General features: G+C 70.0%; 24 protein-coding genes and 1 pseudogene. 13 read left to right on the forward strand and 12 right to left on the reverse strand.

The features are described 5' to 3' along the window. The first annotated feature begins 118 nt into the window (after positions 1-118). Positions 119-763, forward strand: coding sequence for a TetR/AcrR family transcriptional regulator (locus IE277_RS07945; RefSeq protein WP_373310748.1), 645 nt, complete (start codon positions 119-121; stop codon positions 761-763). Positions 764-1,049: 286 nt separating this feature from the next. Then, positions 1,050-2,591 (forward strand): MFS transporter, encoded by a 1,542-nt coding sequence (locus tag IE277_RS07950; RefSeq protein ID WP_189949859.1) that lies wholly within the window; start codon positions 1,050-1,052, stop codon positions 2,589-2,591. A gap of 107 nt (positions 2,592-2,698) precedes the next feature. On the opposite strand, the gene IE277_RS07955 is transcribed toward IE277_RS07950, so the two are convergent. Next, entirely contained in the window at positions 2,699-3,208 is a 510-nt protein-coding gene (locus tag IE277_RS07955) for a MarR family winged helix-turn-helix transcriptional regulator (RefSeq protein WP_189949861.1), read from the reverse strand. A gap of 236 nt (positions 3,209-3,444) precedes the next feature. Here IE277_RS07955 and IE277_RS07960 point away from each other — a divergent pair, with 236 nt between their 5' ends. Continuing rightward, entirely contained in the window at positions 3,445-4,212 is a 768-nt protein-coding gene (locus IE277_RS07960; protein ID WP_189950164.1) for a dioxygenase family protein, read from the forward strand. Positions 4,213-4,279: 67 nt separating this feature from the next. On the opposite strand, the gene IE277_RS07965 is transcribed toward IE277_RS07960, so the two are convergent. After that, on the reverse strand, positions 4,280-4,798 hold the full coding sequence (locus IE277_RS07965) for a GNAT family N-acetyltransferase (protein ID WP_189949864.1): 519 nt from the start codon (positions 4,796-4,798) through the stop codon (positions 4,280-4,282). Positions 4,799-4,991: 193 nt separating this feature from the next. Between IE277_RS07965 and IE277_RS07970 the strand changes: the two genes are divergently transcribed. Further along, complete coding sequence (locus tag IE277_RS07970; protein WP_189949866.1) at positions 4,992-6,002, forward strand: sigma-70 family RNA polymerase sigma factor; 1,011 nt, start codon at positions 4,992-4,994, stop codon at positions 6,000-6,002. A gap of 622 nt (positions 6,003-6,624) precedes the next feature. Here IE277_RS07970 and IE277_RS07975 read toward each other — a convergent pair. Further along, positions 6,625-7,650, reverse strand: coding sequence for a MerR family transcriptional regulator (locus IE277_RS07975; RefSeq protein ID WP_189950166.1), 1,026 nt, complete (start codon positions 7,648-7,650; stop codon positions 6,625-6,627). A gap of 230 nt (positions 7,651-7,880) precedes the next feature. Between IE277_RS07975 and IE277_RS07980 the strand changes: the two genes are divergently transcribed. Further along, the gene (locus IE277_RS07980) at positions 7,881-8,627 is read left to right on the forward strand and encodes a TetR/AcrR family transcriptional regulator (protein WP_189950168.1); all 747 of its coding nucleotides are present in this window, start codon (positions 7,881-7,883) and stop codon (positions 8,625-8,627) included. A 4-nt stretch (positions 8,628-8,631) separates the two neighbouring features. Here the strand turns inward: IE277_RS07980 and IE277_RS07985 are convergent, their stop codons facing one another. Then, positions 8,632-9,618, reverse strand: a complete 987-nt coding sequence (locus IE277_RS07985; protein WP_189949868.1) for a helix-turn-helix transcriptional regulator — start codon at positions 9,616-9,618, stop codon at positions 8,632-8,634. A gap of 224 nt (positions 9,619-9,842) precedes the next feature. On the opposite strand from IE277_RS07985, the gene IE277_RS07990 reads away from it, so the two are divergent. From IE277_RS07990 to IE277_RS08010, 5 genes are all read left to right on the forward strand, one after another. Next, the gene (locus tag IE277_RS07990) at positions 9,843-11,282 is read left to right on the forward strand and encodes an MFS transporter (RefSeq protein WP_229881019.1); all 1,440 of its coding nucleotides are present in this window, start codon (positions 9,843-9,845) and stop codon (positions 11,280-11,282) included. 239 nt (positions 11,283-11,521) lie between these two features. Further along, positions 11,522-12,283, forward strand: a complete 762-nt coding sequence (locus IE277_RS07995) for a DeoR/GlpR family DNA-binding transcription regulator (protein ID WP_189949872.1) — start codon at positions 11,522-11,524, stop codon at positions 12,281-12,283. After that, positions 12,280-13,227, forward strand: a complete 948-nt coding sequence (gene pfkB / locus IE277_RS08000) for a 1-phosphofructokinase (RefSeq protein ID WP_189949874.1) — start codon at positions 12,280-12,282, stop codon at positions 13,225-13,227. The genes IE277_RS07995 and pfkB overlap by 4 nt, the downstream gene beginning before the upstream one ends. A 283-nt stretch (positions 13,228-13,510) precedes the next feature. After that, positions 13,511-15,724: a PTS fructose transporter subunit IIABC gene (locus IE277_RS08005; RefSeq protein ID WP_189949876.1), complete on the forward strand. Its 2,214-nt coding sequence runs from the start codon at positions 13,511-13,513 to the stop codon at positions 15,722-15,724. A gap of 119 nt (positions 15,725-15,843) precedes the next feature. Further along, complete coding sequence (locus tag IE277_RS08010; protein WP_189949878.1) at positions 15,844-16,095, forward strand: hypothetical protein; 252 nt, start codon at positions 15,844-15,846, stop codon at positions 16,093-16,095. 60 nt (positions 16,096-16,155) lie between these two features. On the opposite strand, the gene IE277_RS08015 is transcribed toward IE277_RS08010, so the two are convergent. The 4 genes from IE277_RS08015 to IE277_RS08030 form a co-directional block, all read right to left on the reverse strand. Beyond that, positions 16,156-16,902, reverse strand: coding sequence for a DUF6227 family protein (locus IE277_RS08015; RefSeq protein ID WP_189949880.1), 747 nt, complete (start codon positions 16,900-16,902; stop codon positions 16,156-16,158). Positions 16,903-17,071: 169 nt separating this feature from the next. Next, positions 17,072-18,289, reverse strand: coding sequence for a L,D-transpeptidase (locus tag IE277_RS08020; protein WP_229881004.1), 1,218 nt, complete (start codon positions 18,287-18,289; stop codon positions 17,072-17,074). Between the two features lie 261 nt (positions 18,290-18,550). Then, the gene (locus tag IE277_RS08025; protein ID WP_189949883.1) at positions 18,551-19,576 is read right to left on the reverse strand and encodes a P1 family peptidase; all 1,026 of its coding nucleotides are present in this window, start codon (positions 19,574-19,576) and stop codon (positions 18,551-18,553) included. 37 nt (positions 19,577-19,613) lie between these two features. After that, positions 19,614-20,852, reverse strand: coding sequence for a low temperature requirement protein A (locus tag IE277_RS08030; protein ID WP_189949885.1), 1,239 nt, complete (start codon positions 20,850-20,852; stop codon positions 19,614-19,616). Between the two features lie 228 nt (positions 20,853-21,080). Between IE277_RS08030 and IE277_RS08035 the strand changes: the two are divergent. The 3 genes and pseudogenes from IE277_RS08035 (at position 21,081) to IE277_RS08045 (ending at position 23,391) form a co-directional block, all read left to right on the forward strand. Continuing rightward, positions 21,081-22,232: pseudogene (locus IE277_RS08035) on the forward strand (pyruvate formate lyase family protein). Positions 22,233-22,271: 39 nt separating this feature from the next. Next, the gene (gene pflA / locus IE277_RS08040; RefSeq protein ID WP_189949889.1) at positions 22,272-23,108 is read left to right on the forward strand and encodes a pyruvate formate-lyase-activating protein; all 837 of its coding nucleotides are present in this window, start codon (positions 22,272-22,274) and stop codon (positions 23,106-23,108) included. A 106-nt stretch (positions 23,109-23,214) separates the two neighbouring features. Next, a complete protein-coding gene (locus tag IE277_RS08045; RefSeq protein ID WP_189949891.1) occupies positions 23,215-23,391 on the forward strand; it encodes a hypothetical protein in 177 nt (58 codons plus the stop codon). 19 nt (positions 23,392-23,410) lie between these two features. On the opposite strand, the gene mscL is transcribed toward IE277_RS08045, so the two are convergent. The 4 genes from mscL to IE277_RS08065 form a co-directional block, all read right to left on the reverse strand. Next, the gene (gene mscL, locus IE277_RS08050; protein ID WP_189949893.1) at positions 23,411-23,887 is read right to left on the reverse strand and encodes a large conductance mechanosensitive channel protein MscL; all 477 of its coding nucleotides are present in this window, start codon (positions 23,885-23,887) and stop codon (positions 23,411-23,413) included. A 138-nt stretch (positions 23,888-24,025) separates the two neighbouring features. Next, positions 24,026-24,538, reverse strand: coding sequence for a CpaB family protein (locus IE277_RS08055; protein WP_189949895.1), 513 nt, complete (start codon positions 24,536-24,538; stop codon positions 24,026-24,028). 348 nt (positions 24,539-24,886) lie between these two features. Then, entirely contained in the window at positions 24,887-25,720 is an 834-nt protein-coding gene (locus IE277_RS08060; RefSeq protein ID WP_189949913.1) for an S-methyl-5'-thioadenosine phosphorylase, read from the reverse strand. 104 nt (positions 25,721-25,824) lie between these two features. After that, a complete protein-coding gene (locus tag IE277_RS08065; RefSeq protein ID WP_189949915.1) occupies positions 25,825-26,133 on the reverse strand; it encodes an FmdB family zinc ribbon protein in 309 nt (102 codons plus the stop codon). Between the last annotated feature and the right edge of the window lie 21 nt (positions 26,134-26,154).

A 26,154-nucleotide genomic window follows, 5' to 3' on the forward strand; every position in this document is an offset into this window, starting at 1 on the left:
CTCTCACCGAGGTCGCCGACCTCATCTCTGCCCGAGGTCGCCGATCTCATCGCCGCATCGCTTCATCGCTTCTGCCTCATCGCCCCATCGCCCCATCGCTTCTGAGGAGTCCACCGTGTTGACCGCGATCGCCCCTGTACCGCGCAAGGTGTCCCGGCCCCGGGCCGACGCCGTGCGCAACCGGGAGCGGATCGTCACCGCCGCCCGGGAGATGTTCGTCGAGCACGGCCCGGACGTGCCGCTCGACGAGATCGCCCGCCGGGCCGGCGTCGGCAACGCCACGGTGTACCGCAACTTCCCCGACCGCGAGGCCCTCGTCCGCGAGGTCGTCTGCTTCGTCATGGACCGCACGGCCGAGGCGGCCGAGACGGCCCTCGCCGAGACCAGGGACGCCTTCGCCGCACTGGAGCGCTTCGTGCACGCCTCCGCCGACGAGCGGATCAGCGCGCTGTGCCCGATGATCTCCAGCACGTTCGACCAGCACCACCCCGACCTGGAAGCCTCCCGCGAGCGCGTCGAGCAGCTCATCGAGGAGGTCATGGGCCGGGCCAAGGCGGCCGGGCAGCTCCGGCCCGACGTCGGTGTCGGTGACCTGATGATCGTCGTGGCCCAGCTGAGCCGGCCCCCGGCCGGCACGGACTGTCTGCACGGCGACCGTTTCATCCACCGTCATCTGCAGCTGGTTCTCGACGGGCTGCGGGCACCCGCCCGCTCCGCCCTGCCGGGCGCGGCCGTGACCATCGAGGAGCTGCGCGGGTCCTGACCGATCAGTCCGGCCCCGCATTCCAGTCCACCCCTACGTCAGCTACGTCAGCCCGCCTGCCGCCTCTGCCCGCCGGCCGTCACCGTCGATGAGCCGCGTCCACCGCCTTCCGTTTTTTCGTCCTACTCCCTCATTTCCCGATCGCTCTCGATCCTTCTCAGCCCTTCTCAGCCCTTCCCGAGCTTTCTCAGCCTTTCCCCGTCCTTCTCAGCTCTTCTCAAGCCTTCTCTCGATCTTTCCGCACGTTTCCGTCACGAAGTCTCGAAGTCCCGAAGTGGGTATCTCCATGTCCGAAAAAGCCCTCAAGGCTTCCGGCGCCGCCGCCGCACCGGCCGGCGACGCCAACCGCTGGAAGGCGCTCGTCTTCATCGCGCTCGCCCAGCTGATGGTCGTCCTCGACGCCACCATCGTGAACATCGCCCTGCCCTCCGCCCAGAGGGACCTCGGCATATCCGACGGCAACCGGCAGTGGGTCGTCACGGCCTACGCCCTCGCCTTCGGTGGTCTGCTGCTCTTCGGCGGCCGTATCGCCGACAAGTGGGGCCGCAAGCGCGCCTTCGTCACCGGCCTGACCGGCTTCGCCCTCGCCTCCGCGCTCGGCGGCGCCGCCACCACCGGTCCGATGATGTTCGGCGCCCGCGCCCTCCAGGGCGTCTTCGGCGCCCTGCTCGCCCCGGCCGCGCTCTCCCTGCTCGCGGTGATGTTCACCGACGCCAAGGAGCGCGCCAAGGCGTTCGGTATCTACGGCGCCATCGCCGGCGGTGGCGGTGCCGTCGGCCTGATCGTCGGCGGTTTCCTCACCGAGTACCTGAACTGGCGCTGGACCTTCTTCGTGAACATCCCGTTCGCCGTCGTCGCCGCGCTCGGCGCCTGGTCCGTCATCCGTGAGCCGGAGGGCGGCCGCAACCGCGCCCCGCTCGACATCCCCGGCGTGATCCTCTCCTCCCTCGGCCTGATCGCACTCGTCTACGGCTTCACCCGCGCCGAGTCCGACGGCTGGGGCGACTCCGTGACCATCTCGATGTTCGTCGCCTCCGCGGTGCTGCTGCTCGCGTTCGCGGTCGTCGAGTCCCGGGTCAAGGCCCCGCTGCTGCCGCTGCGCGTGGTCACCGACCGCAACCGCGGCGGGATCTACCTCTCCCTCGGTCTCGCGATCATCGGCATGTTCGGCCTGTTCCTCTTCCTGACCTACTACCTGCAGGTCGTGAAGGGCTACTCGCCGGTCAAGACCGGCTTCGCGTTCCTGCCGATGGTGGCCGGCATGATCACGGGCTCCACCCAGATCGGCACCCGTCTGATGACCCGGGTCCCGGCCCGCTTCCTGATGGGTCCCGGCTTCCTGGTCGCCGCGCTCGGCATGCTGATCCTGACCCAGCTGAAGATCGACTCCTCGTACGGCACCCAGCTGCTGCCCGCGATGGTGCTGCTCGGCCTCGGCATGGGTACGGCCTTCATGCCGGCGATGTCCCTGGCCACCCAGGGCGTCCAGCCCCGGGACGCCGGTGTCGCCTCCGCGATGGTCAACACCTCGCAGCAGGTGGGCGGCGCGATCGGCACCGCCCTGCTGAACACCATCGCCGCCTCGGCGACCACGTCGTACCTCAAGGACCACATCGCCGCCGCGGCCGGCAAGCCGCAGCAGCAGCTGGTGGGGCTGGAGGCCATGGTGCACGGCTACAGCATCGCGATCTGGTTCGCCGTCGGCATCCTCGCCCTCGCCGCCCTGATCGCCTTCACCTTCGTCAACGCCGGCCGTCCGGGCTCCACCCCGGTGGCCTCCGGCGACGGTGTGGAGGACGAGGTCCCGGTGCCGGTGGTGGCCCACTGACCCCACCCGGACGATGATCTTCCCTACGGCGATTTCCCTACGGCGATTTCCGTACGACGATCCGTATGGCGATCCGTACGACGATCCGGTGATGTCCGTACGGTGATCTAGCGGAGCCAGGGCAGGTCCGCACCCGCTTCGTTGGGCTGGAGGCCCTCGGCGATGATCCCCATGATCTCGCCGAGGGCCTTCTGCTGTTCCGGACCGAGCCGGTCGAACATCGCCTGCCGCACGGTGGCCACATGGCCGGGCGCGGTCTGGGCGAGCACCTCGGCACCCTCGTCGGTGAGCACCGCGAGCTGGCCGCGCTTGTCGGAGGGACAGTCCTCGCGGCGCACCCAGCCGTTCTTCTCCAGCCGCGCGATCGCGTGGGACAGCCGGGAGCGGGTGATCTTCGCCTTCATCGCCAGCTCGGTCATCCGCAGCCGGCGGCGCGGTGCCTCGGCGAGGCCGACGAGAAGGCCGTAGTAGATGTGCGGCATGCCCGCGTCGCGCTGCAACTGCCGGTCGAGATGGTCCTCCAGCAGGGTGGTGGCGTGCAGATAGGCGCGCCAGACGCGCTGTTCCTCGTCGGTGAGCCAGCGGGGCTCTGTGGCGGAGTCGGATGCCGTGTTCATGTGTCCCACTGTACGAGTCGGCTCCTTGAAACTTGAACAAGTCGGGCGTATGGTTTCTGTAGAACTTGAGAGTTAAAGCATCGGGGTGTGGTCGCGACGTCCACAGCGGTCGTGGCGGCGCGGCCCCGTGATTCATGGGAGCCGCCGTCATGTCCACCACCGCACACACACAGGGGCAGCCCGCCTCCGGGGGCGAACGGCGGGAGGGGGCCGTTGGCGGGGCCGGGGCGGGGCGCATGCCCGCCCTGTATCTCAGCCATGGTGCCCCGCCGCTCGCCGACGACCCCGTCTGGCCCGGTGAGCTCGCCGCCTGGTCCGCCGACCTGCCCCGCCCCAAGGCGATCCTCATGGTCTCCGCCCACTGGGAGGAGGCCCCGCTCGCACTCGGCGCGGTGCGGACCGTCCCGCTCGTCTACGACTTCTGGGGCTTCCCCGAGCACTACTACCAGGTCCGCTACCCCGCCCCCGGCGCCCCCGAGCTGGCCGCATCCGTCCGCAAGCTGCTGCGCGCCCCCGGCACCCCCGTCCAGGACATCCCCGACCGCGGCCTCGACCACGGCGCCTACGTCCCCCTGGTCGAGATGTTCCCGGCCGCCGACATCCCCGTCCTGCAGATCTCCCTGCCCACCCTCGATCCCCGGCGCCTGATGGACATCGGCCGCAGGCTCGCACCGCTGCGGGACGAGGGCGTGCTGATCGTCGGCTCGGGCTTCTTCACCCATAACCTCGCCGCCCTGCGGTACGCGGGCGGCGGCGTGCCCAGCTGGTCCTCCGAGTTCGACGACTGGGGCTCGCGCGCCCTTCAGGCCCGCGACTGGGACGCCCTGCTGGACTTCCTGGACAAGGCCCCGGCCGGCCGCTACGCCCACCCGCGCACCGAACACTTCGCCCCGCTCTTCGTCACCATGGGCGCGGCCGAGGCGGGCGGCGAACTGGACGCGCAGAAGTCGGTGATCGACGGATTCTGGATGGGTATGGCGAAGCGGTCGGTGCAGTTCGGCTGAGCCGTCGCGGCTGGGCCGTCGCGCGCGCATGCGGCCTCTTTCTTGTGCGTGCGGCTCCTTCTCGCGCCTACAGCTCCTTCTCGTACCAGGCCACGTCCCAGTAGCGGCCGAACTTGCGGCCGACCTCGCGGTACGTGCCGACGAACCGGAAGCCGAAGCGGGCGTGCAGCCGCTCGGAGGCCTCGTTGGGCTGGGCGATCCCGGCGTACGCGCGGTGCACGTCCTCGCCGGTCAGCGCCCTGAAGAGGGCGTCGTAGAGCAGTGTGCCGATGCCGCGCCGGCCGGCATCCGGAGCGACGTATACCGAAACCTCCACAGATGTCGCGTACGCGGGCTTGGGTCGGTAAGGCCCGGATGTGGCGTACCCAAGGATTTGCTGTGTTTCCGCTTCCGTGGCAACCATGAGCCGGTGCGGGCCGTCTTCCGGGTGGGAGAGCAGCCAAGGACGGCGTTCTTCAGGAGTGAAGATCGCGGTATCGAATGTGATGGCCGTCTCACGTACATAGTGGTTGTAGATCGCCGTGAGGGACTTGAGATCATCCTCGATTCCCGGTCTGACCTGCACCTCTGTGTGCTCTGTCGGCATGCCGCCTCCCCAGGTGGCGGACAGGGTACTGCATGATCAGAAAAATTGGGGGGCGGGTTGGGAATTCTGTCCGGATTCCAGTCGTTGTTTCCCACGGATGCAGCGCACTCGGAGAGAGTCGCCAGAGACACTCCCCCCGGTGCCGAGCGTTTGTCAGGACCACCCGCCAGCCCACCATCGCAAGGGAGCACGCATGGCAACCCGTGCCGTCGCCCGTCGTAAGTCCGCCGCTACCGGCGAGACGGCCGACTCGGCAAGCAGTGTTCGCGCACGCCCTGCTCATGGCGGCGAGATCGCAGACCGCGACCTGGTCGGCATGTACCTCGACGAGATCGCGCGCACGCCGCTGCTCGACGCCGCAAAGGAGGTCGAGCTGTCCCAGACCATCGAGGCGGGTGTCTTCGCGCAGCAGGTCCTCGACGGCGAGGTGGAGTCCACGTCGGACGCCAGCCGCGAGGAGCTGCGGGCCCTGGTCGCCGCCGGAGAGCGGGCCAAGGACATCTTCATCCGCTCCAACCTCCGCCTGGTCGTCGCCGTGGCCCGGCGCTACCCGCGCAGCGGCCTGCCCCTGCTCGACCTGATCCAGGAGGGCAACGCCGGCCTCGTGCGCGCCGTCGAGAAGTTCGACTACCGCAAGGGCTTCAAGTTCTCGACGTACGCCACCTGGTGGATCCGCCAGGCCATCACCCGCTCCATCGCCGACCAGTCCCGCACGATCCGGCTCCCCGTCCACCTGGTGGAGGAGCTGGGCCGCATCCGCCGTGTGCAGCGCGAGTTCAACCGCGAGAACGGCCGCGACCCGGAACCCGCCGAGATCGCCGCCGAGCTGGCCACGACACCGGAGCGCGTCATCGACGTCCTCGACTGGGCCCGCGACCCGGTCTCGCTGAACATGTCGGTGGACGACGACGGCGACACCCAGTTCGGCGACCTGCTGGAGGACACCTCGGCGGTGTCCCCGGAGCAGTCGGTGCTGACCCTGCTCCGCAGTGAGGAACTGGACGACCTGATCGGTCGCCTGGACCAGCGCACGGCCTCCATCATCAAGATGCGGTACGGCATCGACGACGGCCGCGAGCGCACCCTCACCGAGGTCGGCAAGGAACACGGTCTGACCCGCGAGCGCATCCGCCAGATCGAGAAGCACGCGCTCCTCGAACTGAAGAAGCTGGCGAAGGACACCGGGTTCGACGCGGCGGCGTAGCGCGGATCGCGTGGCGCGTACTGCGCCCCGCGTACTACGTCCCGCGTATCGCGTTTCGCGCTTCGCATATTGCGTATCGGGGGAGGCTGAAGGGCTGTTGGAGGGGGGTGGAGCGATGGTGTGCCGTGCGTGGTGCTCCGGGGCCGCGGTGGGCCTCCGGTGCCCGGGTGCGGTACTCGGAGGCGGGTGCCGCCTGTGGGCGTACGGTGCCTGGCGGCCGCGCACGCCGGTGGCGAAAGACGGCGCAAACATGGCGTGGTCCCATCGCTTCAAGTCCCGGACCCACGGGAACAACCCTTCCGGGTCCACCAGCAGCCAGGCCCGGGAACCGCACTCCCCCCGCACCGTACCGACCGGCCGACCCCACGCAGACCGGCCGACCCACGCGTTCATCCCACACGATCCACCCCCATAGCCACGTCCCGACGCAAATCCCCCCCCCGGCGCCGGGACCTTCCCGAGTCGGGCTTCGGCACCTGTCCCCCCGGGTGCCGAAGCCCGGCTCCTTCTGTGTCCGCGCTCGTGCCTGTGTCCGCGCTCGTGCCCGCTGTGTCCGTGCTCGTGCGCGACGCGGTGAGGTGCGCCTCGTGGACCGGGCCGGCCGTTGCGGGCCCTTTTCCCGTCAGGCCGCCGTCCGTGCGCGCAGCGCCGTGGCGGCCCAGTCGATCACCGGGGTCAGCGGCTGCGGGGCGGGCCAGCCGTTGACGAGGGCCAGCAGCCGGAGATAGGTGTCCCTGCGGGGTTCCCGCGCGGCCTCCAGACGCCGGAGCAGAGCGTCGTACGGCATGGCGTGCCCTGCCGCATCCCCCAGGTACCCGGAGACGAGGCCGCACCGGGCGACGAGGTCCGCGACGACACGATCCGCTTCCGGATCCTCGGGCCTGATGCCGGACACCACAGCGGCGTCCACGACATCCCGGGCGACGGCCACGACGTCCGCGACGGGCGGCCCACCGGTCGCGCCCTGACGCTCGGTCCGCTCCCCCGCATGGTCCTGGACCAGGCGTCGTACGGCGGCCCGGAACCCCTCGTCGAGCGACAACTCGGCCAGCTCCACCCACGCCGCCAGCTGTTCCCCGGTCGGGTCTTCGGGCAGCTCGGGGGTGAGTGAACGCCGAAGAGCGGTCTCCGGGGCCGCCTCCGCGGGAGGGGGTCCGGGCTCGGCGAAGACGGAGTCGAGGAAGCCGTCGATCAGACGGCGCCGTTCCGCCTCGGACAGGGTTGCCAACCGGTGCATCAGTTCCATCTCCTCGAAGCTCGGCTCGCGCCGGGCGGCCACGGCGGACAGCACCGCCCGGCGCAGGCGCAGCACACTGATCTGCACGTCCAGCGCGGCGGCCTGCTCGGCCGCGACCCGGCCGAGGTCGAGCGGCCGGTCCACGATCCGCCCGATCGCGTCCAGGCCGAGACCGAGTTCACGCAGCGTCCGTACGAGCGCGAGCCGGGCTACGGCGTCGGGGCCATAGCGGCGGTATCCGGCCGCGGTACGGCTCGCCGGCGCCACGAGGCCCCGATCCGAGTAGAAACGGATCGTCTTGACGGACAGTCCGGTACACCGGGCCAGCTCACCGATCGAGTACGAGGCGCCGGAAGGGGAGGCGCCAGAGGACGAGGTGGCGCCGTGCGAGTGAGAGTTGCCGCCGTGCATGAGCCCCACCTTCCGGTCTCCTCCTGCGGGAGACTCAAGTCCGCGCGGGTGACGGAGAGCGATCGCGGCTGCCGGGGCGGTGACATAACCTGGATCGGCGGCCCACCCCGTACCTGAACCCCGGGGTGGACCGCCGGATGGCAGATTCTGTCACATGGGCATAGCCTGCCGGGGTGAGCACCACCCCCCGCCCCGCCCACCAGCAGTTTTCCGTCTCCGCACCGGTCTCGCTGACCGAACGCCGTAAGGCCGAGACCCGGACGGAGATCGCCCGCGCGGCGGCCGCGCTGTTCGTCCGTCAGGGCCTGCGAGCCACCCGCGCCGAGGACATCGCACAGGCTGCGGGCATCGCACCGCGCACGTTCTACCGCTACTTCGCCACCAAGGAAGAGGCGGTCGCCCCTCTCTACGCGGCGGGCGCCCAGCGCTGGGCGGAAGCGGTCCGCTCGGCCCCGGCTCACCTCACTGTCCCGGAGGCCCTGGAACACGCCGTCCACCACACCCTCACCCCCGGTCTCGGCGTCTCGGCGGCGTCCTGGGAATGGGTCCGCACCCTGATCCACCTGGCCGACACCAGCCCCGCCCTGCGCAAGGTCTGGGCCGAGGTGTGCCAGGCATCGGACCAGACCCTGGCCGAGATCCTGTCAGCCCGCACGGCGGCAACGGCCAACAGGGGAAGCGGAGTTGACGTAAGCGACACGGGCAGGGCGAGCCACGACAACCTCGGCTCGCGACCCACGCCACCCTCACCCCCCGCGCCACCCGCACGCACACCGCCCGCCCCCGCCACGCCGATCACCCCGGATCTCCGTTTCGCCGCGGCCGTCGCCGGCGCCGCCGTCCGCGTGGCCGTGGAGGCCTGGGCCGCCACAACCTCGCCGCCCACCGGCCCCGAGGGCCCCGCGGCCCTGGCGCTGCGCAACCTCGGGTCCCTGCGGGGCTTCGGCTGGAGCGGGGCGGACCAGGATCACCCCTGAGGCATCACCGCCGCGGACTTCCGGGATCGGTCTCTGCCGCCCGGCTCAGTCGCCCACCCAACTCCCGTACGCACTCCACCAGTTCACCCGGACCCCGCACCGTGAACTCGTACCCCGTCATCGCCAGCCGCACCGCCAGCCACTCCACCGGATCGCCGGAGGTGCCCTGCAGAACACAACCGCCCTCGCCGTCGTCCTCCGGCACCCCGAGCCAAGCCGGCATCCGCATGGCGATCTGCTCCGCCGGCGCGGCGAACCGCACCGCGAACTCGTACGTCTCCTGCCGCCGCTGGATGGACCGCCGCAGATACTCGGCGGCGCTCCCCGTCGGCAACTCGCGCGGCGCGAACCGGACTCCGGTCGCGAACGGCTCGCTGACCCGGTCCACCCGGAAGGTGCGCCAGTCGGCGCGGTCGAGGTCGTAGGCGACGAGATACCACCGTCGCCCGGTCGACACCAGCCGGTGCGGCTCGGTCAGCCGCCGCGACTCGCCGCCGTCCTTGTCGCGATAGGCGAACCGCAGCCGCTCGTGCCCCGCCACCGTCGAGGCCATCACGGTCAGCGTCTCGGGTGCGATCCTCGGCCCGTCCCCGCTGGTCAGCGGTGTGGTCGCCGCCTGCAGGGTGGACACCCGATGGCGCAGCCGGGCCGGCAGCACCTGCTCCAGCTTGGCCAGCGCCCGCACGGACGCCTCCTCCACGCCCTCCACCGCATGCCCGGCACCGGCCCGCAGGCCCACCGCGATCGCCACCGCCTCCTCGTCGTCCAGCACCAGCGGCGGCATCGCCTTGCCCGCGACCAGCCGGTATCCGCCGTCCGCGCCCTTCGTGGCCTGCACCGGATAGCCCAGCTCCCGCAGCCGGTCGATGTCCCGCCGCACGGTACGCCGCGACACGCGGAGCCGATCGGCCAGCTCCCCGCCGGGCCATTCACGTGGCGTCTGGAGGAGCGAGAGAAGCTGCAGCAACCGTGCCGGTGTGTCGGTAGTCATGCAGACGAGAATGCCGTACGACTAGGACACGATCTGACCTAATGCCGTCCTAGCGTGAGGCCATGACCTACGGCGACGACAACACCCTCAACGGGCGCGGCGAACTGCGCGACCCATCACGAACGACGGACAGCCGGACACCGTCAGCCACCTCCCCGGCGCTTTCCACGGCGCTTCCCGCGGCTTCCCCCGACAGGGCCCGCTGGCTGGCGCTGGCGATCGTCATGACCGCGGCCTTCATGGACCTGGTGGACGTGACGATCGTCAACATCGCCATCCCGTCCATCCAGCGCAGTGCAAACGCCTCGGTCAGCCAGATCCAGTGGATAACCGCCGGCTACGCCCTGGCCTTCGCCGCCGGTCTCATCACCGGCGGCCGCCTCGGCGACATCCACGGCCGCAAGCGGCTGTTCCTGATCGGTATCGGCGGCTTCACCCTCGCCTCCGCCCTGTGCGGCTTCGCCGCGAACCCGGAGATGCTGGTCGCCTCCCGCATCCTGCAGGGCGGTATGGCGGCGATGATGGTGCCGCAGGTGCTGTCGATCGTGCATGCCACCTTCCCGGCCCATGAACGCGGCAAGGTGTTCGGAATGTTCGGCGCGGTCGTCGGTCTGGGCGCGGTCTCCGGCCCGCTGCTGGGCGCGCTGCTGACGGAGTGGAACCTGTTCGGCCTCGAATGGCGGCCCATCTTCCTCATCAACCTCCCTGTCGGCGTCCTGGCCTGGATCCTGGGCCGCCGTTTCATCACTGAGTCGAAGGCCCCCAAGGCGCTGAAGCTGGACCTCGCCGGTGTCGCCCTGGTCTCGCTGGGTCTGCTGATGCTGCTGTACCCGCTCACGCGCGGCCGCGAGCTGGGCTGGCCGCTGTGGGGATACGTCTGTATGGCCGGTGCGCTGGTCGTCTTCGCCGCGCTGGTGTCGTACGAAAAACGGAAGGCGGCCAGGGACGGTTCCCCGCTCATCGAGTTGTCCCTCTTCCGGGTGAAGAGCTTCGCCGCGGGCATCGCCGTACAGACCGTCTTCGGTGTCGCGCTCGGCATCTTCTTCCTGGTCTGGACGCTGTACATGCAGATCGGCCTGGGCTGGCGCCCGCTGCGGGCCGGGCTCACCGGCGTGCCGTTCTCCCTCGCGGTCTCCACCGCGGCCGGGCTGTCGGTGCAGAAGCTGGTCCCGAGGTTCGGACGGAAGGTGCTCCAGACGGGCGCCTTGGTGATGGGCGCGGGCGTGCTGATCTATCTGTGGGAGGCGCACCGGTACGGCCTCGCCATCGCCCCCTGGCAGATGGCCCTGCCGCTGGTCGTGATGGGCGTCGGCATGGGGCTGATCGTCGCCCCGCTGACCGACGCGGTCCTCTCGGACGTGCCGCAAGAGCACGCGGGTTCCGCGTCCGGGCTGATCAACACGGTGCAGCAGATGGGCAACGCGCTCGGCCTGGGCCTGGTGTCAGTGGTGTTCTTCGGCGAGATCGGCGACCGGCTGACCCGGCTGCAGGTGGGCCCGGCCTTCGTGCACGCCTTCCAGTACGCGCTGTGGTGGGTCGCCGCGATCATGGGCGTGATCTTCCTGCTGATGTCCGCCCTGCCGAAGCGGCCCGCGCAACATGCCGAGGGCGCGGCGGACGCCACGCCGCCGATGGCCGAGAAGGAACCCGAGCTGGTCTCCTGACCAGCCACGACGAGGGCCCGACACCGACCAGGTGCCGGGCCCTCGTCATGTTCGTTCGCCATGGCTGTTCGTCGTGTCTGTTCATGCCCGATTGAAATCCGAACCTGTTTACTTTTCGGAAAACCGCGCGTAGCCTCGCCGTGAAACCACACGTTCGGGCATCGCTCGGAAGTGAACGGACATCGAGGTGTCGAGGTGCGAGCGCCGAGGCACATGACATCGAGGCGGAGGCCGGCGACATGTACGCACCGGAACGGCAGCAGGAGATCCTCCGGCTCGCACGTGACGGCGGCCGGGTGGACGTACTGTCGCTCGCCGAGGAGTTCCAGGTCACCGCGGAAACGATCCGTCGTGATCTGAAGGCCCTCGACCGCGCCGGTCTCGTCCGCCGGGTGCACGGCGGTGCCATCCCGGTCGGCCGCCTCGACTTCGAACCGGACCTCGCCGAGCGCGAATCCACCGCCGCCGACGAGAAGGACCGCATCGCCAAGGCCGCCCTCGCCGAACTCCCGACCGAGGGCACGATGATCCTCGACGCCGGTACGACGGTCGCCCGGGTCGCCGCCGCGATCCCGCTGGAGGCCTCCCTGACCGTTGTCACGCACAGCCTGCCCATCGCCGCCCGCCTCGCCGACCACCCGGGCATCCAGCTCCATCTGGTCGGGGGGCGCGTACGGCATCGCACGCGCGCCGCCGTGGACGCCTGGGCGCTCCGTGCATACGGCGAGATCCGCGCGGACGTGCTGCTCGTGGCGGCGAACGGCTTCTCCGCCGAGCACGGTCTGACCACCCCGGACCTCGCCGAGGCCGCGGTCAAACGGGCCGCGGTCGCCGCCGCCCGCCGCGTGGTGCTGCTGGCCGACTCCGCCAAACACGGCCAGGAGCACTTCGCCCGCTTCGGCGACCTGAGCGATGTGGACCTGCTGATCACCGACAGCGGGCTGAGTCCCGAAGACGCCGCCGCCATCGAGCGCGGCGGCACGGAAGTAGTGCGCGCATGATCCTCACCGTCACCCCCAACCCCTCCCTCGACCGCACCTACGAGGTCCCCTCCCTGGAGCGCGGCGAAGTCATCCGCGCCACCGGCGAGCGCATGGATCCCGGAGGAAAGGGCGTGAACGTCTCGCGCGCCGTCGCAGCCGCCGGGCGGCGCACGATCGCCGTACTGCCCCTGGGTGGTGCGCCGGGGGCGCTCGTCGCCGATCTGCTCGACGCGCAGGGCATCGAGGTCGCGCCGGTCCCGATCGCCGGAGCCACCCGCTCCAACATCGCGCTTGCCGAGTCCGACGGGGTCCTCACGAAGATCAACGCGCCGGGCCCGGAGCTGTCCGCGGCCGAGCAGGCCCTGCTCCTGGTCACCGTCCGCGAGTACTCCCGTGACGCCGAATGGATCGCGTGCTGCGGGAGCCTGCCCCAGGGGCTCGCGCCCTCCTGGTACGCCGATGTCGTCACTGAGGTGCACGCCGGGGGCGCGCGCATCGCGCTGGACACCTCGGGGCGTGCGCTGCTGGAGGCGCTGCGCGCGCGGCCGGACGTGGTGAAGCCCAACGCCGAGGAGCTCGCGGAAGCCGTCGGGCGCCCCCTTGCGACCGTGGGCGACGCGCTGAAGGCGGCCGAGGAGGTGCGCGGCATGGGCGCACGCGCCGTGCTCGCCAGCCTGGGCGCCGACGGACAACTCCTCGTGGAGGACGGGGGTGCCTGGTTCGCGACCGCCCGCGTGGACGCCGTGCGCAGCAACGTCGGTGCCGGCGACTCCTCCCTCGCCGGCTTCCTGATCGCCGGCGGCAGCGGCCCTGAGGCCCTCGCCTCGGCCGTCGCCCACGGAGCCGCCGCCGTCCAGCTCCCCGGCAGCGTCATGCCGACCCCTGCCGACCTTGACCCGGCGGCGGTGACCGTCACGGCCGAGATCCCGCTCGACCGCGAACTGACGGAGCCCGTGTCATGACCCGGCTCGCGCTCCGCGGCGGACGCCCCGGCACGCGCCACTTGGGTGCGCGACCCGGACCGACGCCCCCGGGCGCGCCCAGCAAACCGGCCCCGAAGCGGCGGGACTCCCCGTTACTCGCCGCGGCCACCGGGCGGTACTTCCGGCCGAGCCGGCCCGCCGCCCCCGGGAGGCGGGGCTTCCCCGACCCCGCCTCCCGCCCGACTCCCCACTCCCACCGCACCCCCGTCCCCCTCCTCGCCCATGCCTTTCCCCGGGCGATACGCGTGCATAGGAGCCCGCGATGAGCGACATGATCACCGCGGACCTGGTCGACCTCGACCTGTCCGCCGATACCAAGGAAGCGGCGGCACGCGCCCTCGCCGAGCGCATGGTGACCCAGGGCCGGGTGACCGACCTGGAGGGCTTCCTCGCCGATGTGGCCGCCCGGGAAGCCCAGATGCCGACCGGCCTCGACGGCGGCATCGGCATCCCGCACTGCCGTAGTGCCCACGTCACCGAGCCGACCCTCGCCTTCGGCCGCAGCACCGAGGGCATCGACTTCGGCGCCCCCGACGGCCCCGCCGACCTCATCTTCCTGATCGCGGCCCCGGCCGGCGCCGACGACGCCCACCTCACGATCCTCTCCTCACTGGCCCGTCAGCTGATGAACACCGAGTTCACCTCGGCGCTGCGCGCGGTGACCGACGCGGCGAAGGCGGCGGCGCTGATCCGCGGGGACGAGACACCGAGCGCGACGCAGACCCCGGCGGCGACTCCGCGGGAGGGCGCGGACGGGGATGCGAACGCGGGCGCGAACGCTGCGGCACGCGCCCCTCAGACCGCCGCGGGCACGGCGGGCACGGCGGGCGCCTCCCAAGACACCGCTGCGGCGTCGGTGGCGGCCTCCGCCGGCGCCGCGGCGGGTAGTACGACACAGACGCCCAGCGCGTCCGCCCCGGCGTCGGCAACCCCCACGGACGCCGGCCCCGCATCGGACTCCGGTGAGCGCCCCTTCCGTATCGTCGCCGTCACCTCCTGCCCGACCGGCATCGCGCACACGTACATGGCGGCCGAGTCTCTGGAGAACGCGGGCCGCGAGGCAGGCGTCGAACTCATCGTCGAGACGCAGGGATCGGCCGGCTTCTCCCGGCTGGACCCGGCGGCGATCGCGGCGGCGGACGCCGTGATCTTCGCGCACGACGTCCCCGTCCGCGACAAGGACCGCTTCGCCGGCAAGCCGACCGTCGACGTCGGAGTGAAGGCGGGCATCAACCGCCCCGCCCAACTCATCACGGCGGTGCGCGAGAAGGCGGCACGCGGCGAGACGATCGCCCCGGCGCCCGCATCGGGCGGCACGCCGGTGGAGCGCGCGGGCGACTCCACCGAGGGATACGGCACCAAGCTCCGCAAGTGGCTGATGAGCGGCGTGAGCTACATGGTTCCGTTCGTCGCCGCGGGCGGCCTCCTCATCGCCCTGGGCTTCGCGATCGGCGGCTACAAGGTCGACAAGGCGCCGTCGGTCATGGACCACTTCATGTGGACCCAGGCCGACAGCTGGGGCGCCCTGCTGTTCCAGATCGGCGCAGTGGCCTTCGGCTTCCTCGTCCCGGTCCTGGCCGGGTACATCGCCTACGGCATGGCCGACCGACCCGGCCTGGTCCCCGGCTTCGTGGGCGGCGCGATCTCGCTGACCATCAACGCCGGCTTCCTGGGCGGACTGGCGGCCGGTCTGATCGCAGGCGGCGTGGTGATGGCCGTCCAGAAGGTCAACATCCCGGCGGCCCTCCGGGGCATCATGCCCGTGGTGGTGATCCCGCTGATCTCCTCGGCGATCGTCGGATTCCTGATGTTCGTCGTCATCGGCAAGCCCATCGCCACCGCCCAGAAGGGCCTCACCGACTGGCTGAACGGCCTCACCGGCACCAACGCGATCCTGCTCGGCGCCCTGCTCGGCCTGATGATGTGCTTCGATCTGGGCGGCCCGGTGAACAAGGTCGCCTACACCTTCGCCACCGCAGGCATCGCGGTCTCGAACCCCAGCGACTCCGCAATGAAGATCATGGCCGCGGTGATGGCGGCCGGCATGGTCCCGCCGCTGGCGATGGCCCTGGCCACCACCGTACGCGGCAAGCTGTTCACGCACACCGAGCGCGAGAACGGCAAGGCCGCCTGGGTCCTCGGCGCCTCCTTCATCTCCGAGGGCGCGATCCCCTTCGCCGCGGCCGACCCGTTGCGGGTCATCCCGTCGGCCATGGTGGGCGGCGCGCTCACGGGCGCCCTGTCGATGGCCTTCGGCGCCACCCTGCGCGCCCCGCACGGCGGCATCTTCGTCGTCCTGCTGATCGGCAACCCGTTCCTGTACCTCGTCGCAATCGCGGTCGGCGTCTGTGCCACCACGGCCCTGGTCGTCCTCCTCAAGGGCATGCGCAAGCAGACCCCCGAGAGCCCGGCCGCCGACCCCGCCGCGAACACGGCTCCCACGACCAAGGAGACCAAGCAGCCCGTGGCGGCCTGACTGCCACACCGCCCCCGCCGCACCTTGTCCCTTTAGTTCGCTGTGAGTTGTTCATGGCACCTGCGAGATACGTCACGGTCCGGGACCAAAGTCCCGGACCGTGGTGTGTACTGGGACGTATGCCTGAGCACGCCCCGACTCTTCAGCTGATCGGCGTCGCCGTTCTCGCCGTGGCCACCGTCGTCTGGGCCGTCGTCCTGATGCGCCTGCTGCGCCGCACGGGCCTGCAGACCCCTGCGCGCCGCACCGCCGCCGCACTTCCGGCCCTGCCGCGCCAGCGGCGCGTCGGCCCCGCACTGGAGTCCGTGGAGCTGACCCCCGCCGAACAGGACGCCTTCGCGGGCCTGGCGCGTCAATTCGCCAACGGCTGACGCCGAAAAGCCCCCCAACCACCGAAGCGCTCTCGCATCCGGCGCACAGCGCTGCGCGCGCTACCCCTGTCGCGCCGCGCGCCGCTCCATGGCGTCCCGTGCCGCGTCCTCCGACATGTACACCTCGCACATGTGCCGCCCGTCGGGAGTCGCCGTGTGCTCGACCTCCCACAGGGAGACCTCATTGTCGTCCGGCAGCAGGAACGCGTGCTCGTACAGCGCGTAGCTCAGCCCCACCCGTCCGGCACGCCCTGGGTGCCCGAACGCCTGCGTGATCTCGTGCGCGGTTGCCGTCGCCAGCAGTGCCGCCGTGTCCGCACCAGGCCGGTCCGGATTCTCCGCTCGGCGCAGAAGCCGGCGCGCATGGTCCGCCGAGTTGTCCGAGGCGAAGACGTGCCGGGGCTCCGGGATCGCCCACAGCCGCATCAGTGCGGGCAGCTCGAACTCCGGTGTGTCCGGCGGCAACCCGAGCCGCGCCGTGGCCGTCTGCAACTCCTCTTCGTCGACATACACCTCGTGCTCCGGAGCGCTGCCCGGCGTGGGGTTGTGCACCAGCTCCCACAGCGTGACCGCGCAGCCGTCGGCGAGCAGCCAGGTGTGCCGGTACGTCTCCCGGTGCAGCCCCGCACTGTGGTACGCCGAGTGCAGCGAACTGTCGTGCGCCAGCGCGCAATCGAGCTGCCGTATCACTTCGTCGGGCAGCTCGAAGGAGTTCAGGGCACGGCCGAGGAGTCGCGCGAGATGCTCCTCCGGAGACTCGGGCGACTCGGCTGGTTCGTACGCTGCTGTCTCGTACGGAACGCTCAAGGCATCTCCCGGCGTTGCTGCATGTCACCTTGTGGGTGCATACCGTAGCCCCTCGGTCGGACATCGTGTCCGGGAACCGAGAAAACCTATGCCGGGAAAACGCGTGGGCCGCGCGAAAAGTTCCCGTGTGGCCCCGCCTGACGTCACATCTTGCCGTAAAAGTTGCCGTTCAGACAGCGCTTCCGGCGGTCCAGGCGCTCCACGACATGTTCCAGCCGTTGAGCCCGTTGTCGGGAGCGACCGTCGCGTCAGGGGAATTCTTCATGATCACGACATCGCCGATGACCGAGTTGTCGAAGAACCACTTGGCGGGCGTGGCACCCTGCCCGCCCTGCACGTCCGCGAGCCCGACGCAGCCGTGGCTGGTGCCCGCACGGCCGAAGGGTGGATTGCCCTTGTCGTACCAGTAGTTGCCGTGGAGGAAGGTGCCGGAGCTCGTCAGGCGCATCGCATGCGGGACGTCCGGGATGTTGTACGCGTTACCGAGGCCGACCGTCCGGCTGTCCATGGGTGTCTGCGTGAACTTCTCGGAGATCACCATCTGCCCGTTGTACGTGGTGTGATCCGGGCTGCCGGTAGAGATCGGAATCGTCTTGATCGTCTTACCGTCCCGCACCACGGTCATGGTCTGCGTATTGGCGTCGACCGTGGAGACCTGAGATCGCCCGATGGTGAAGGTGACGGTCTTCTTCTGCACTCCGTGGAGGCCCTTGGCGCCCTCGACCCCGTCCAAGTCGATCTTCATCGTGACCTTGGAGCCGGCCTTCCAGTACTCCTGCGGCCGAAAGTCCAGCCGCCGGTCCCCGAACCAGTGCCCGACCACCTGCTGACCACTGCTGGAGCTGACAGTGATGTGCGACTGCACGGCCTTCCTGTCGGAGATCGACTTGTCGAACGTGAACGACACAGGCATGCCCGCTCCGACAGTGGTGCCGTTGTCCGGGGCGTAGGTGCCGACGAAACTGTTCGCGAACGAGACGGTGGTGAAGACGGACCTGGTCGTGGTGATACGGCCGTCGGCGTCCTTCGCGGTCGCGTCTATCTCGTACTTCGTACCGCGCTCCAGCTGCCGCTTGGGCTTCCAGCTGGAGCCGTCCGCCGATACCGCGCCGGCCACGGCCTGCTTCGTCTCGGCCGCGGTCATCTTCACGTCGGTCAGCTTGCCGCCGCTGACCTTCACGCCGGTCGCGTTGATGGACGCGCCAGTCGAACCGTCCTTGGCGGAAATCGCGATCTGGGCCGCCGACGCCTTCGTGGAGTCCTTCTCACCCTTGCCGTTGTTGGAGGCGTTGGCGCTGCCACCGCAAGCGGTCAGGGTGAGGGCGCCGACCATCAGGGCGGCACAGGCCCCCAGTGCGCGCCGCGCTGCAATGTCCGGCGTTGTCACGTGCTGCTCCAGGTTCATGTGATGTGCGTGGTCTGTTCCAGTGCGTGGAGAAAGAGGGTGTTGGAGCCTACGAAGGTTCCCTCCCGTTCTCGTGAACGCCATCACGTGACAGAACCGCGACAATTCCAGCCCAACGGGCTAAGCAGCGCTTACTCGTTAGCGGACCGTTGCCCTAACGTGGCGGGCGCCGCCGACCGTTGGACAGCGCGTCGGCGACGTTCATACGGCGCGGGGGCGTCGTGACCCCACGCCTCACCACCCCTACCGCGCCCCGTACAACTCGCCGTACGACGGCCACGCCCCGCCAGGTCCGTCCACCGACTCGGCGGCGTGCACCCCCCGCACGATCGCGCGCGTCACGACATCCGCGCCGGCAGCGAGGATCTCGTTGAGCACCAGTGGGTGCTCAGCGAGCGAGCGTGCACCGGTCGCCAGCGCGAACACCGTGTCCCCGTCGTTCATGAGGTGCACCGGCCGCACGGCGCGCGCGATCCCGTCGTGCGCCGTACCTGCCAGCTTCTGCGCCTGCGCCTTGGAGAGCTTCGCGTCGGTCGCGACCACCGCCAGCGTTGTGTTGAGCGGGGGCTGCGCATTCCTGGCGGCGGTTTCGTCGAGGCGCCAGCGTGCAAACTCGTGCACACTCTGCTCGGGATACTCCACGCGTCCCTGACACAACTCCCCGTACAGCGCCCCCGTCTCGGGTTCGATCGCCGACCCCGCGGCGTTCACGACGGCCAGCGCGGCCACGGTGACTCCCGAGTCGAGCGTCGCGCTCGCGCTGCCCACCCCGCCCTTGATCAGCCCCACCACGGCGCCCGTGCCGGCTCCGACGCATCCCTCCGGCACCCGCGCCCCCACTGCGGCCCGCGCCGCAGCCTCCACCGCCGCGCGTCCTGTGTCCGCGTCAGGCCGCGCGCAGAAATCTCCGCCGCGCCCCAGATCGAAGACGCACGCGGCGGGTACGACCGGCACGACGTGCGCAGGGTCCGTCCCTACCCGCACTCCGCGCTGCCGCTCCTCCAACCAGGCCATCACACCGGACGCCGCGTCGAGCCCGTACGCGCTGCCACCGGTCAGCACCACCGCGTCGACCCGGGTCACGACGTTGCGCGGGTCGAGTGCGTCGGTCTCCTTGGTGCCGGGGCCGCCGCCGCGCACATCCACTGCGACGACTGCGCCGCCCTCAGGAGCGAGGACGACCGTGGTGCCGGTGAGCCAGCCGTCCCCGCTGCGGGTCGCGTGCCCCACCCGTACCCCGGCGACGTCCGTGATTGCGTCAACTGTCATGCACGCCAGTCTCGCCTCTCCAGGCGCCGATGAAGCCTCAGCCGGCCGGCGCGGTGGCGCTCGCCGAGCGCTCCCCGCCGACCATGCGCCCCGTCAGCATCACACCGGTCGCGACGGCGGCCGCGCACGCGAGCCCCGCCGCGAATACCGCCCAGTCACCGAGGAAGGTGCAGCAGATCACGAGCAGTGCCGTGACCGGCAACACCAGCTGCTGGGCGATGCCGACCTTGAAGTGCCTGGAGTGGAGCGCCCAGACGGTCAGCAGGTACAGCGCCGTGGGCAGCGTCACCGCCGCCGCTGCGGACAGGGTGGAGATGTGGGTCTTGCCGACTGTGTGCTCCACGGCCACCTCCAGGCCCGCTCCGATCGCCGCGGCTGAGGCGAAGATCAGGTAGTGGCCGTACCCCCAGAGGAACGCCTGCTCGTTGGCCCGCAGATGGCCGTGGATAGGTACCACGAAGTAGATCCACCACGCGGAGAAGACGATCAGGAGCCCGCCCGCCGCGATCGGCAGTAGTTCGCCCAGTGCCTGATGCTCGTCCACGGACGACTTCACGGCGACGGTCGCCGCGGAGACCGTCTCGCCGAGCACGATGATGGTGAACAGGCCGTACCGCTCGGCGATGTGGTGCGGATGCCAGGATGTCGCGTAGTGCTTCTCGGCATACAGCGGCACGCACATCTCCGCGACCGCCATCACGAGGAACACCCAGGGCCGCGCGGGTCCGGGCAGCAACACCAGTCCGAGCCAGCCGACCTGGCAGAGCAGCACACCCGTCGCGTACCGCAACGCCATGGTTCTCTCGGCGCCCTCGGTCGATCTCGCGGCTCTCAGCCACTGCGCGGCCATCGCCAGCCGCATGATCACGTAGCCGAGCCAGACCACCAGGTAGTCGTGGTGCTGAAACGCCTGGGAGATTCCTGCGGCCAGCACCAGAACGCCGGCGATCTGTACCAGGGTGACGACCCGGTAGAGGGCGTCGTCGTTGTCGTACGCAGAGGCGAACCATGTGAAGTTCATCCACGCCCACCAGATGGCGAAGAACTGCATGGCGTAGTTGAGAATGCCGTCGCCCGCGTTCCCCTCCGCGACGGCGTGCACCAGCTGCATTCCCGCCTGCGCGATCGCCACGACGAAGCACAGGTCGAAGAAGAGTTCTAGCGGCGAGGAGACCCGGTGCGCCTCGTCGCGTCCGCGAGCGGTGAGGCGGCGCAGTGGCCCGGAGGACTGTGGTGCGCCCGGGGAGGCGGGCGCCGGAGCGGAACTCGACGTCATGCCTCCCAGGACAGCAGAAAACCGCCCCAAAATCTTGTGAACGAATTCACAAGCTGGCGGGAGGTCAAAGCCCCTAACGAATCCCCAGGTCAGGAGGAGCTTCTCTGCCCTGGAGCGACGCACGCCAGGACCTTCGGGCGTGGATCCGGGACCAATGCTGCACCCGGTACGTCCCGCGCGGGCGTGCAATGGACGCGTCGCGACCTCCCGATGCGGAAGGTTCGGATCATGACCGCCACGCCTGCGGAAATCACGACGTCCACCCCTGCGGAAGATCCGGCGGGAACCGCTCCGGCGACCGTGGACGCCTGGACCGGCTTCCGGAGCGGCCGCTGGCGCGACACGATCGACGTCCGTGACTTCATCCAGAGCAACTACACCCTCTACGAAGTCGACGCCTCCATCCTCAGTGGCCCCACCGAACGCACCACCCGCGTCTGGGAAAAGCTCCTCGCGATGTTCCCCGAGGAGATCGAGCGCAGCATCCACGACGTCGACGTCAGCACCCCGTCCCGCATCGACGCCTTCGCGCCCGGCTGCATCGACCCCGACCTCGACCTCATCGTCGGTCTGCAGACCGACGCCCCGCTCAAGCGCGCCATCATGCCCAACGGAGGCTGGCGGATGATCGAGGGCGCCCTGAAGGCCTACGGACCCGATCCCGCGGTCAGGGAGATCTACACCAAGCTCCGCAAGACCCTCAACGACGGAGTTTTCGACGCCCACACTTCCGAGATCCGAGCCTGCCGCTCCTCCGGCATCATCACCGGCCTGCCCGACGCCTACGGCCGCGGCCGCATCATCGGTGACTATCGCCGCGCCCTCTACGGTGTCGACCGGCTCGTAGCGGCCAAAAAGGCGGTCATGGTTCTCCTCGGGACTGAACCCCTCACGGTTCAGCTCATTCAGGAACGCGAGGAAACCAGTGAGCAGATCCGTGCACTCGAAGAGCTCAAGTCGATGGCTCTGTCCTACGATTACGACATCTCCGGACCGCCCGCACCGGCCGCGAAGCCGTCCAGTGGCTGTACTTCGCCTACCTCGGCCGGTCGCGCCTCGGCCCTCTCGGTCGCCAAGCTGCCGTATGGCGACGCGGAGGACGGCGTCTCCCTGACCGGCACCATCACCCCGGACGCCCTCGGCCGTACCCCCGAGGAACGCATCGCCAACCTGTCCGGCGTGCTCGACGGATTCACGGCCAGTGACGGCTTCCACATGAACGTCAACGTCCTCGACGAGGCGACTCTTCAGGACGCGATGGAGCCCCCCGAGAAGTACCCCCGGCTCACCATCAAGGTCTCCGGCTACGCGGTCAACTTCATCCGGCTCACCCGTGAGCAGCTGGATGTCATCAACCGCACCTTCCACGGCTCCCTGTGAGAGACCTGAGGACAGAGAAGACCGAGAGGACGAGGCGCGATGACCCCGCTGAGCACGCCTCCCGCGCCTGCGCCGGCCGCCACGCCGGCGCGGGCCAGGCGCCCCATCCACGCAGCCACTCTCGCCGTCGCGGCGACCCCGCGGGCCGCCGTGGGCTCGGTGCACTCCTGGGGCCTGTCGACCGGCGTCGACGGGCCGGGCACCCGGTTCGTGACCTTCCTGTCCGGCTGCCCGCTGACCTGCCTTTACTGTCACAATCCGAACATCTGGCGGATGCGTGACGGTAAGCGCAGCACGGCCGACGAGATCATCGCGGAAGCCGGCAAGTACCCCCGGTTCATCAGGGCGGCCGGCGGTGGCGCCACCGTCAGCGAGGGAGAGCCCTTGCTCCAGCCGGCGTTCACCGGCGAACTGCTGAACCGCTTCAAGCGCGAACTGGGTCTGCACACCGCCCTGGACACGTCCGGCTTCCTCGGCGGCCGCGCGACCGACGCGTTGTTGCGCGACACCGACCTGGTCCTGCTCGACATCAAGTCCTGGGACCGCGCCACCTACCGCAAGGTCACCGGTCGCCCTCTCGGTCCGACCCTCGATTTCGCCCGCCGCCTGGCCGCGCTCGGCAAGGAGGTCCACGTCCGCTTCGCGCTGGTGCCCGGTCTCACCGACGATCCGACGAACGTCGACGGCGTCGCCGGGGTCGCCGCAGGATTCGGCAATGTCTCCCCCGTCGACATCCTGTCCTTCCACAAGCTGGGCGATGCCAAGTGGAAGGCACTCGGCATGCCATTCCCCCTCGCTGGCACCCCCAGTCCCACTGCCGACCAGATCGCCCTGGCTCGGAACATCTTCTCCGCCCACGGCCTCCGCGCGGTGTGAGCCGGCATTCGTGCCGGCATCGCCGGACGGCTTCGACGGGCAGTGGGCCCGCGCCAGGGGCGAGCAGCGCGCCCGGACGTCTCGGCGGGGGCCGTACCCTTGAGGCATGAGCACCGCCCCCGAATCCGAGCCGCGTGACCCCAAACCCGCGCTGGTCTTCGACGACCCGCTGGACCGGCAGTCCTCGGACGACATCGACCGCGGATGGGGCGAGCGCACGGACGGCGACAGCGCGGGCGACCTGAGGCGCTTCCTCGACGAGAAGCCGCCCCACCACCTCTGAGCAGCCTGCAGGAGTGCGGCTAGCGCTCGTCGTGCCCGGACCCGCGCTGCGCGACCAAGGCGTCGCGGATCTCCTTGAGCACCTCCAGCTCGGTCACCTCGATGACTTCCTTCGTGCCCTCCTTCGCCGCCTTCTGGGCTGCCTGCCGGGCCAGATACTTCGACATCGGCAGAACCATCAGGAAGTACACCACCGTCGCGGTGATCAGGAAGGTCAGCGCCGCACCGAGCACAGAGCCCCACAGGATCGGCACACCGCTCTTGACCGTGCCGTCCGCAGCCACGTGACACGGGTCCTTCAGACAGCTGCTGTAGTGATCCAGGTTCTGCGTGCCGATCGCCCCGACCAGCGGGTTGATGATCCCCTTCACCACCGCGTTCACGATGTTCGTGAACGCGGCGCCGATGACCACCGCGACTGCCAGATCGACGACGTTGCCGCGCATCAGGAAGGCCTTGAAGCCCTGCCAGACGCTCGATCCCTGTTTCGTGCTCACCTAGGGGACTCTCCTCGCATGCACAAGTTGTGGAACGAAATGCTCCGCAACCTACGGCACGGTGAGGCTGTTGTGTCCAATTCATACGCTCGATCCGGCGACTCGACAGCACGTCGCCGAGAAAACGTCCGAGTCGGTTCAGCACAGCGTCACCGCCAGCCGTGCCGCAGCGCTCGCACCGACGAGCCGTACCGCCGTGGCGCGCGGTACCGACAACACGACCAGTGCTCCGCTCTCGGCCCCGCCCTCAAGAGGCTCGGGCACCTTGGCCACCCGCGCACCACGCGCAAGTACCCGGGCGATGCCCCCGGCCGAAGGGTCCTCGGCGGCGATGACGTCGACGCGGTCGCCGGGCCGTAGAAGCCGGACCGTGGCCGCGTCGGCGATCCGCACCGGCGCCGTCACCGTCTGCATGGCCGCGCGTCGTCGCACGGGTTCCGTGACGGGGTGACCACGGGCTTGTTCCGCGCGGTGCGGCTCGGCCGAGGTGCGTGGTCCCGCGGCGACGAGCGCGGCCGCCGTTACGGCGAGGCCTGCCGCGATCGCTCGCCTTCGGTGCCGTACGAGCCGCTGCAGCTGATACCGCCCGCCGCGTACCCGCACCGGAGGGAACTGCGGGACCTCACAGGTTGCGGGAGCGTCCGTGCCCAACGGCTGCGGAAGCCGGAGGGGAGGGGAAAGCGGGGAGTGGTTGGGCGAGGGAGAAGGGCGAGAGCGCGGAGAGGGGGGAAACGGGGGAGAGGGCCAGGGCGAGGTCGGGGACGGATCCGGGAACGACGAGGACCGAGGCATGGGAATCACCGCCTGCGACGAGGAATTCGGCTTGCGGTGCCACGATGAGGCCTCCCGCCGAATCCCGTCGGAGCCGGTGGACCACGGACGGACTGTGGATAACTCGCCCACCCGAACGGGGAATTCCGCCCGGTTGTCCACCGGCTCGTGCTCTGTTTGCCCACAGGGCGCTTGCCCACAGCGCCCCGGCAACGTCTCGCTGGTGCGCTACGGCAGCTCGAAGCCTGGATCCATTCCGCCGAGCGCGTTCACGCACAGACAGTCCCGCGCCTCGTTCTCCGGCAGTGCCGCCACCGCGTCGAACAGCACACCGCGCAGCCGGTCCACGTTTGCGGCGAACACCTGCAGTACCTCTTCGTGGGAGACGCCCTCGCCGGTCTCGGCGCCCGCGTCCAGGTCGGTGACCAGAGTCAGTGAGGTGTAGCACAGCTCCAGCTCCCGGGCGAGCGCCGCTTCCGGGTGTCCGGTCATGCCCACGACGGACCAGCCCTGTGCCTGGTGCCACAACGATTCGGCGCGTGTCGAGAAGCGCGGGCCCTCGACCACGACCAGTGTGCCGCCCTCCACCGGTTCCCAGTCACGTCCCCGGGCGGCTTTCAGAGCGACCGTCCGCCCCGCGGGGCAGTAGGGGTCGGCCATGGACACATGCACGACGTTCGGCACGGTGCCGTCGGGCAGCGGCAGCCCGTCGAAATACGTCTGCGCCCGAGACTTCGTACGGTCCACGAACTGGTCCGGCACCAGCAGGGTGCCGGGGCCGTACTCGGGTCGGAGCCCGCCCACCGCGCAGGGGCCGAGCACCTGCCGTGCACCGACCGAGCGCAGCGCCCACAGATTGGCGCGGTAGTTGATGCGATGTGGCGGCAGGTGGTGGCCGCGGCCGTGCCGGGGCAGGAAGGCGACCCGTCGGTCGGCGATCTCCCCGAGGAAGAGGGAGTCGCTGGGTGGTCCGTAGGGCGTGTCCACCTGGACCTCGGTCACGTCGTCGAGGAACGAGTAGAAGCCTGAACCGCCGATTACGCCGATCTCTGCGTTCGCCATGACCAGCACACTAGCGGGCGGTGAAACAAGAGGAGGAGCGAACGGGTGCCGGGAAGCGCCGAGGACCCTGTCGTCGTACGACGGCAGGGTCCTGGGAAGAGATGTCAGGCCGCGGAGCTGCTGGTGGAGCTCGACGGGGACGACTTCGAGTCGGATGACGACTTCGAGTCGGACGAGGAGGAGCCGGCCGACGACGTGCTCGACGACTTCGACGCCGGGCTGCTGCTCGACGTGGAGCCACGGGAGTCGTTGCGGTAGAAGCCGGAGCCCTTGAAGACGATACCGACCGCGGAGAACACCTTCTTCAGGCGGCCGTTGCAGTTGGGGCACTCGGTCAGGGCGTCATCGGTGAACTTCTGCACCGCCTCAAGGCCCTCGCCGCACTCGGTGCACTGGTACTGGTAGGTCGGCACTGTCTTCCTCCTGGCACTCTC

Source organism: Streptomyces alanosinicus, from assembly GCF_014650595.1.
GTDB classification, from domain to species: Bacteria; Actinomycetota; Actinomycetes; order Streptomycetales; family Streptomycetaceae; genus Streptomyces; species Streptomyces alanosinicus.

Excerpts from the sequence above, each read along its gene's own strand:
- IE277_RS08045 (WP_189949891.1), top strand. The coding sequence starts at position 23,215 with ATGAGCACCGCCCCCGAATCCGAGCCGCGTGACCCCAAACCCGCGCTG.
- IE277_RS07995 (WP_189949872.1), top strand. The coding sequence starts at position 11,522 with ATGTACGCACCGGAACGGCAGCAGGAGATCCTCCGGCTCGCACGTGAC.
- IE277_RS07975 (WP_189950166.1), bottom strand. The coding sequence starts at position 7,650 with ATGCACGGCGGCAACTCTCACTCGCACGGCGCCACCTCGTCCTCTGGC.
- IE277_RS07960 (WP_189950164.1), top strand. The coding sequence starts at position 3,445 with ATGCCCGCCCTGTATCTCAGCCATGGTGCCCCGCCGCTCGCCGACGAC.
- IE277_RS07970 (WP_189949866.1), top strand. The coding sequence starts at position 4,992 with ATGGCAACCCGTGCCGTCGCCCGTCGTAAGTCCGCCGCTACCGGCGAG.
- IE277_RS08025 (WP_189949883.1), bottom strand. The coding sequence starts at position 19,576 with ATGACAGTTGACGCAATCACGGACGTCGCCGGGGTACGGGTGGGGCAC.
- IE277_RS07965 (WP_189949864.1), bottom strand. The coding sequence starts at position 4,798 with ATGCCGACAGAGCACACAGAGGTGCAGGTCAGACCGGGAATCGAGGAT.
- IE277_RS08005 (WP_189949876.1), top strand. The coding sequence starts at position 13,511 with ATGAGCGACATGATCACCGCGGACCTGGTCGACCTCGACCTGTCCGCC.
- IE277_RS08030 (WP_189949885.1), bottom strand. The coding sequence starts at position 20,852 with ATGACGTCGAGTTCCGCTCCGGCGCCCGCCTCCCCGGGCGCACCACAG.
- IE277_RS07990 (WP_229881019.1), top strand. The coding sequence starts at position 9,843 with ATGACCGCGGCCTTCATGGACCTGGTGGACGTGACGATCGTCAACATC.
- IE277_RS07950 (WP_189949859.1), top strand. The coding sequence starts at position 1,050 with ATGTCCGAAAAAGCCCTCAAGGCTTCCGGCGCCGCCGCCGCACCGGCC.
- IE277_RS08010 (WP_189949878.1), top strand. The coding sequence starts at position 15,844 with ATGCCTGAGCACGCCCCGACTCTTCAGCTGATCGGCGTCGCCGTTCTC.
- IE277_RS08060 (WP_189949913.1), bottom strand. The coding sequence starts at position 25,720 with ATGGCGAACGCAGAGATCGGCGTAATCGGCGGTTCAGGCTTCTACTCG.
- IE277_RS07955 (WP_189949861.1), bottom strand. The coding sequence starts at position 3,208 with ATGAACACGGCATCCGACTCCGCCACAGAGCCCCGCTGGCTCACCGAC.
- IE277_RS07985 (WP_189949868.1), bottom strand. The coding sequence starts at position 9,618 with ATGACTACCGACACACCGGCACGGTTGCTGCAGCTTCTCTCGCTCCTC.
- pflA (WP_189949889.1), top strand. The coding sequence starts at position 22,272 with ATGACCCCGCTGAGCACGCCTCCCGCGCCTGCGCCGGCCGCCACGCCG.
- pfkB (WP_189949874.1), top strand. The coding sequence starts at position 12,280 with ATGATCCTCACCGTCACCCCCAACCCCTCCCTCGACCGCACCTACGAG.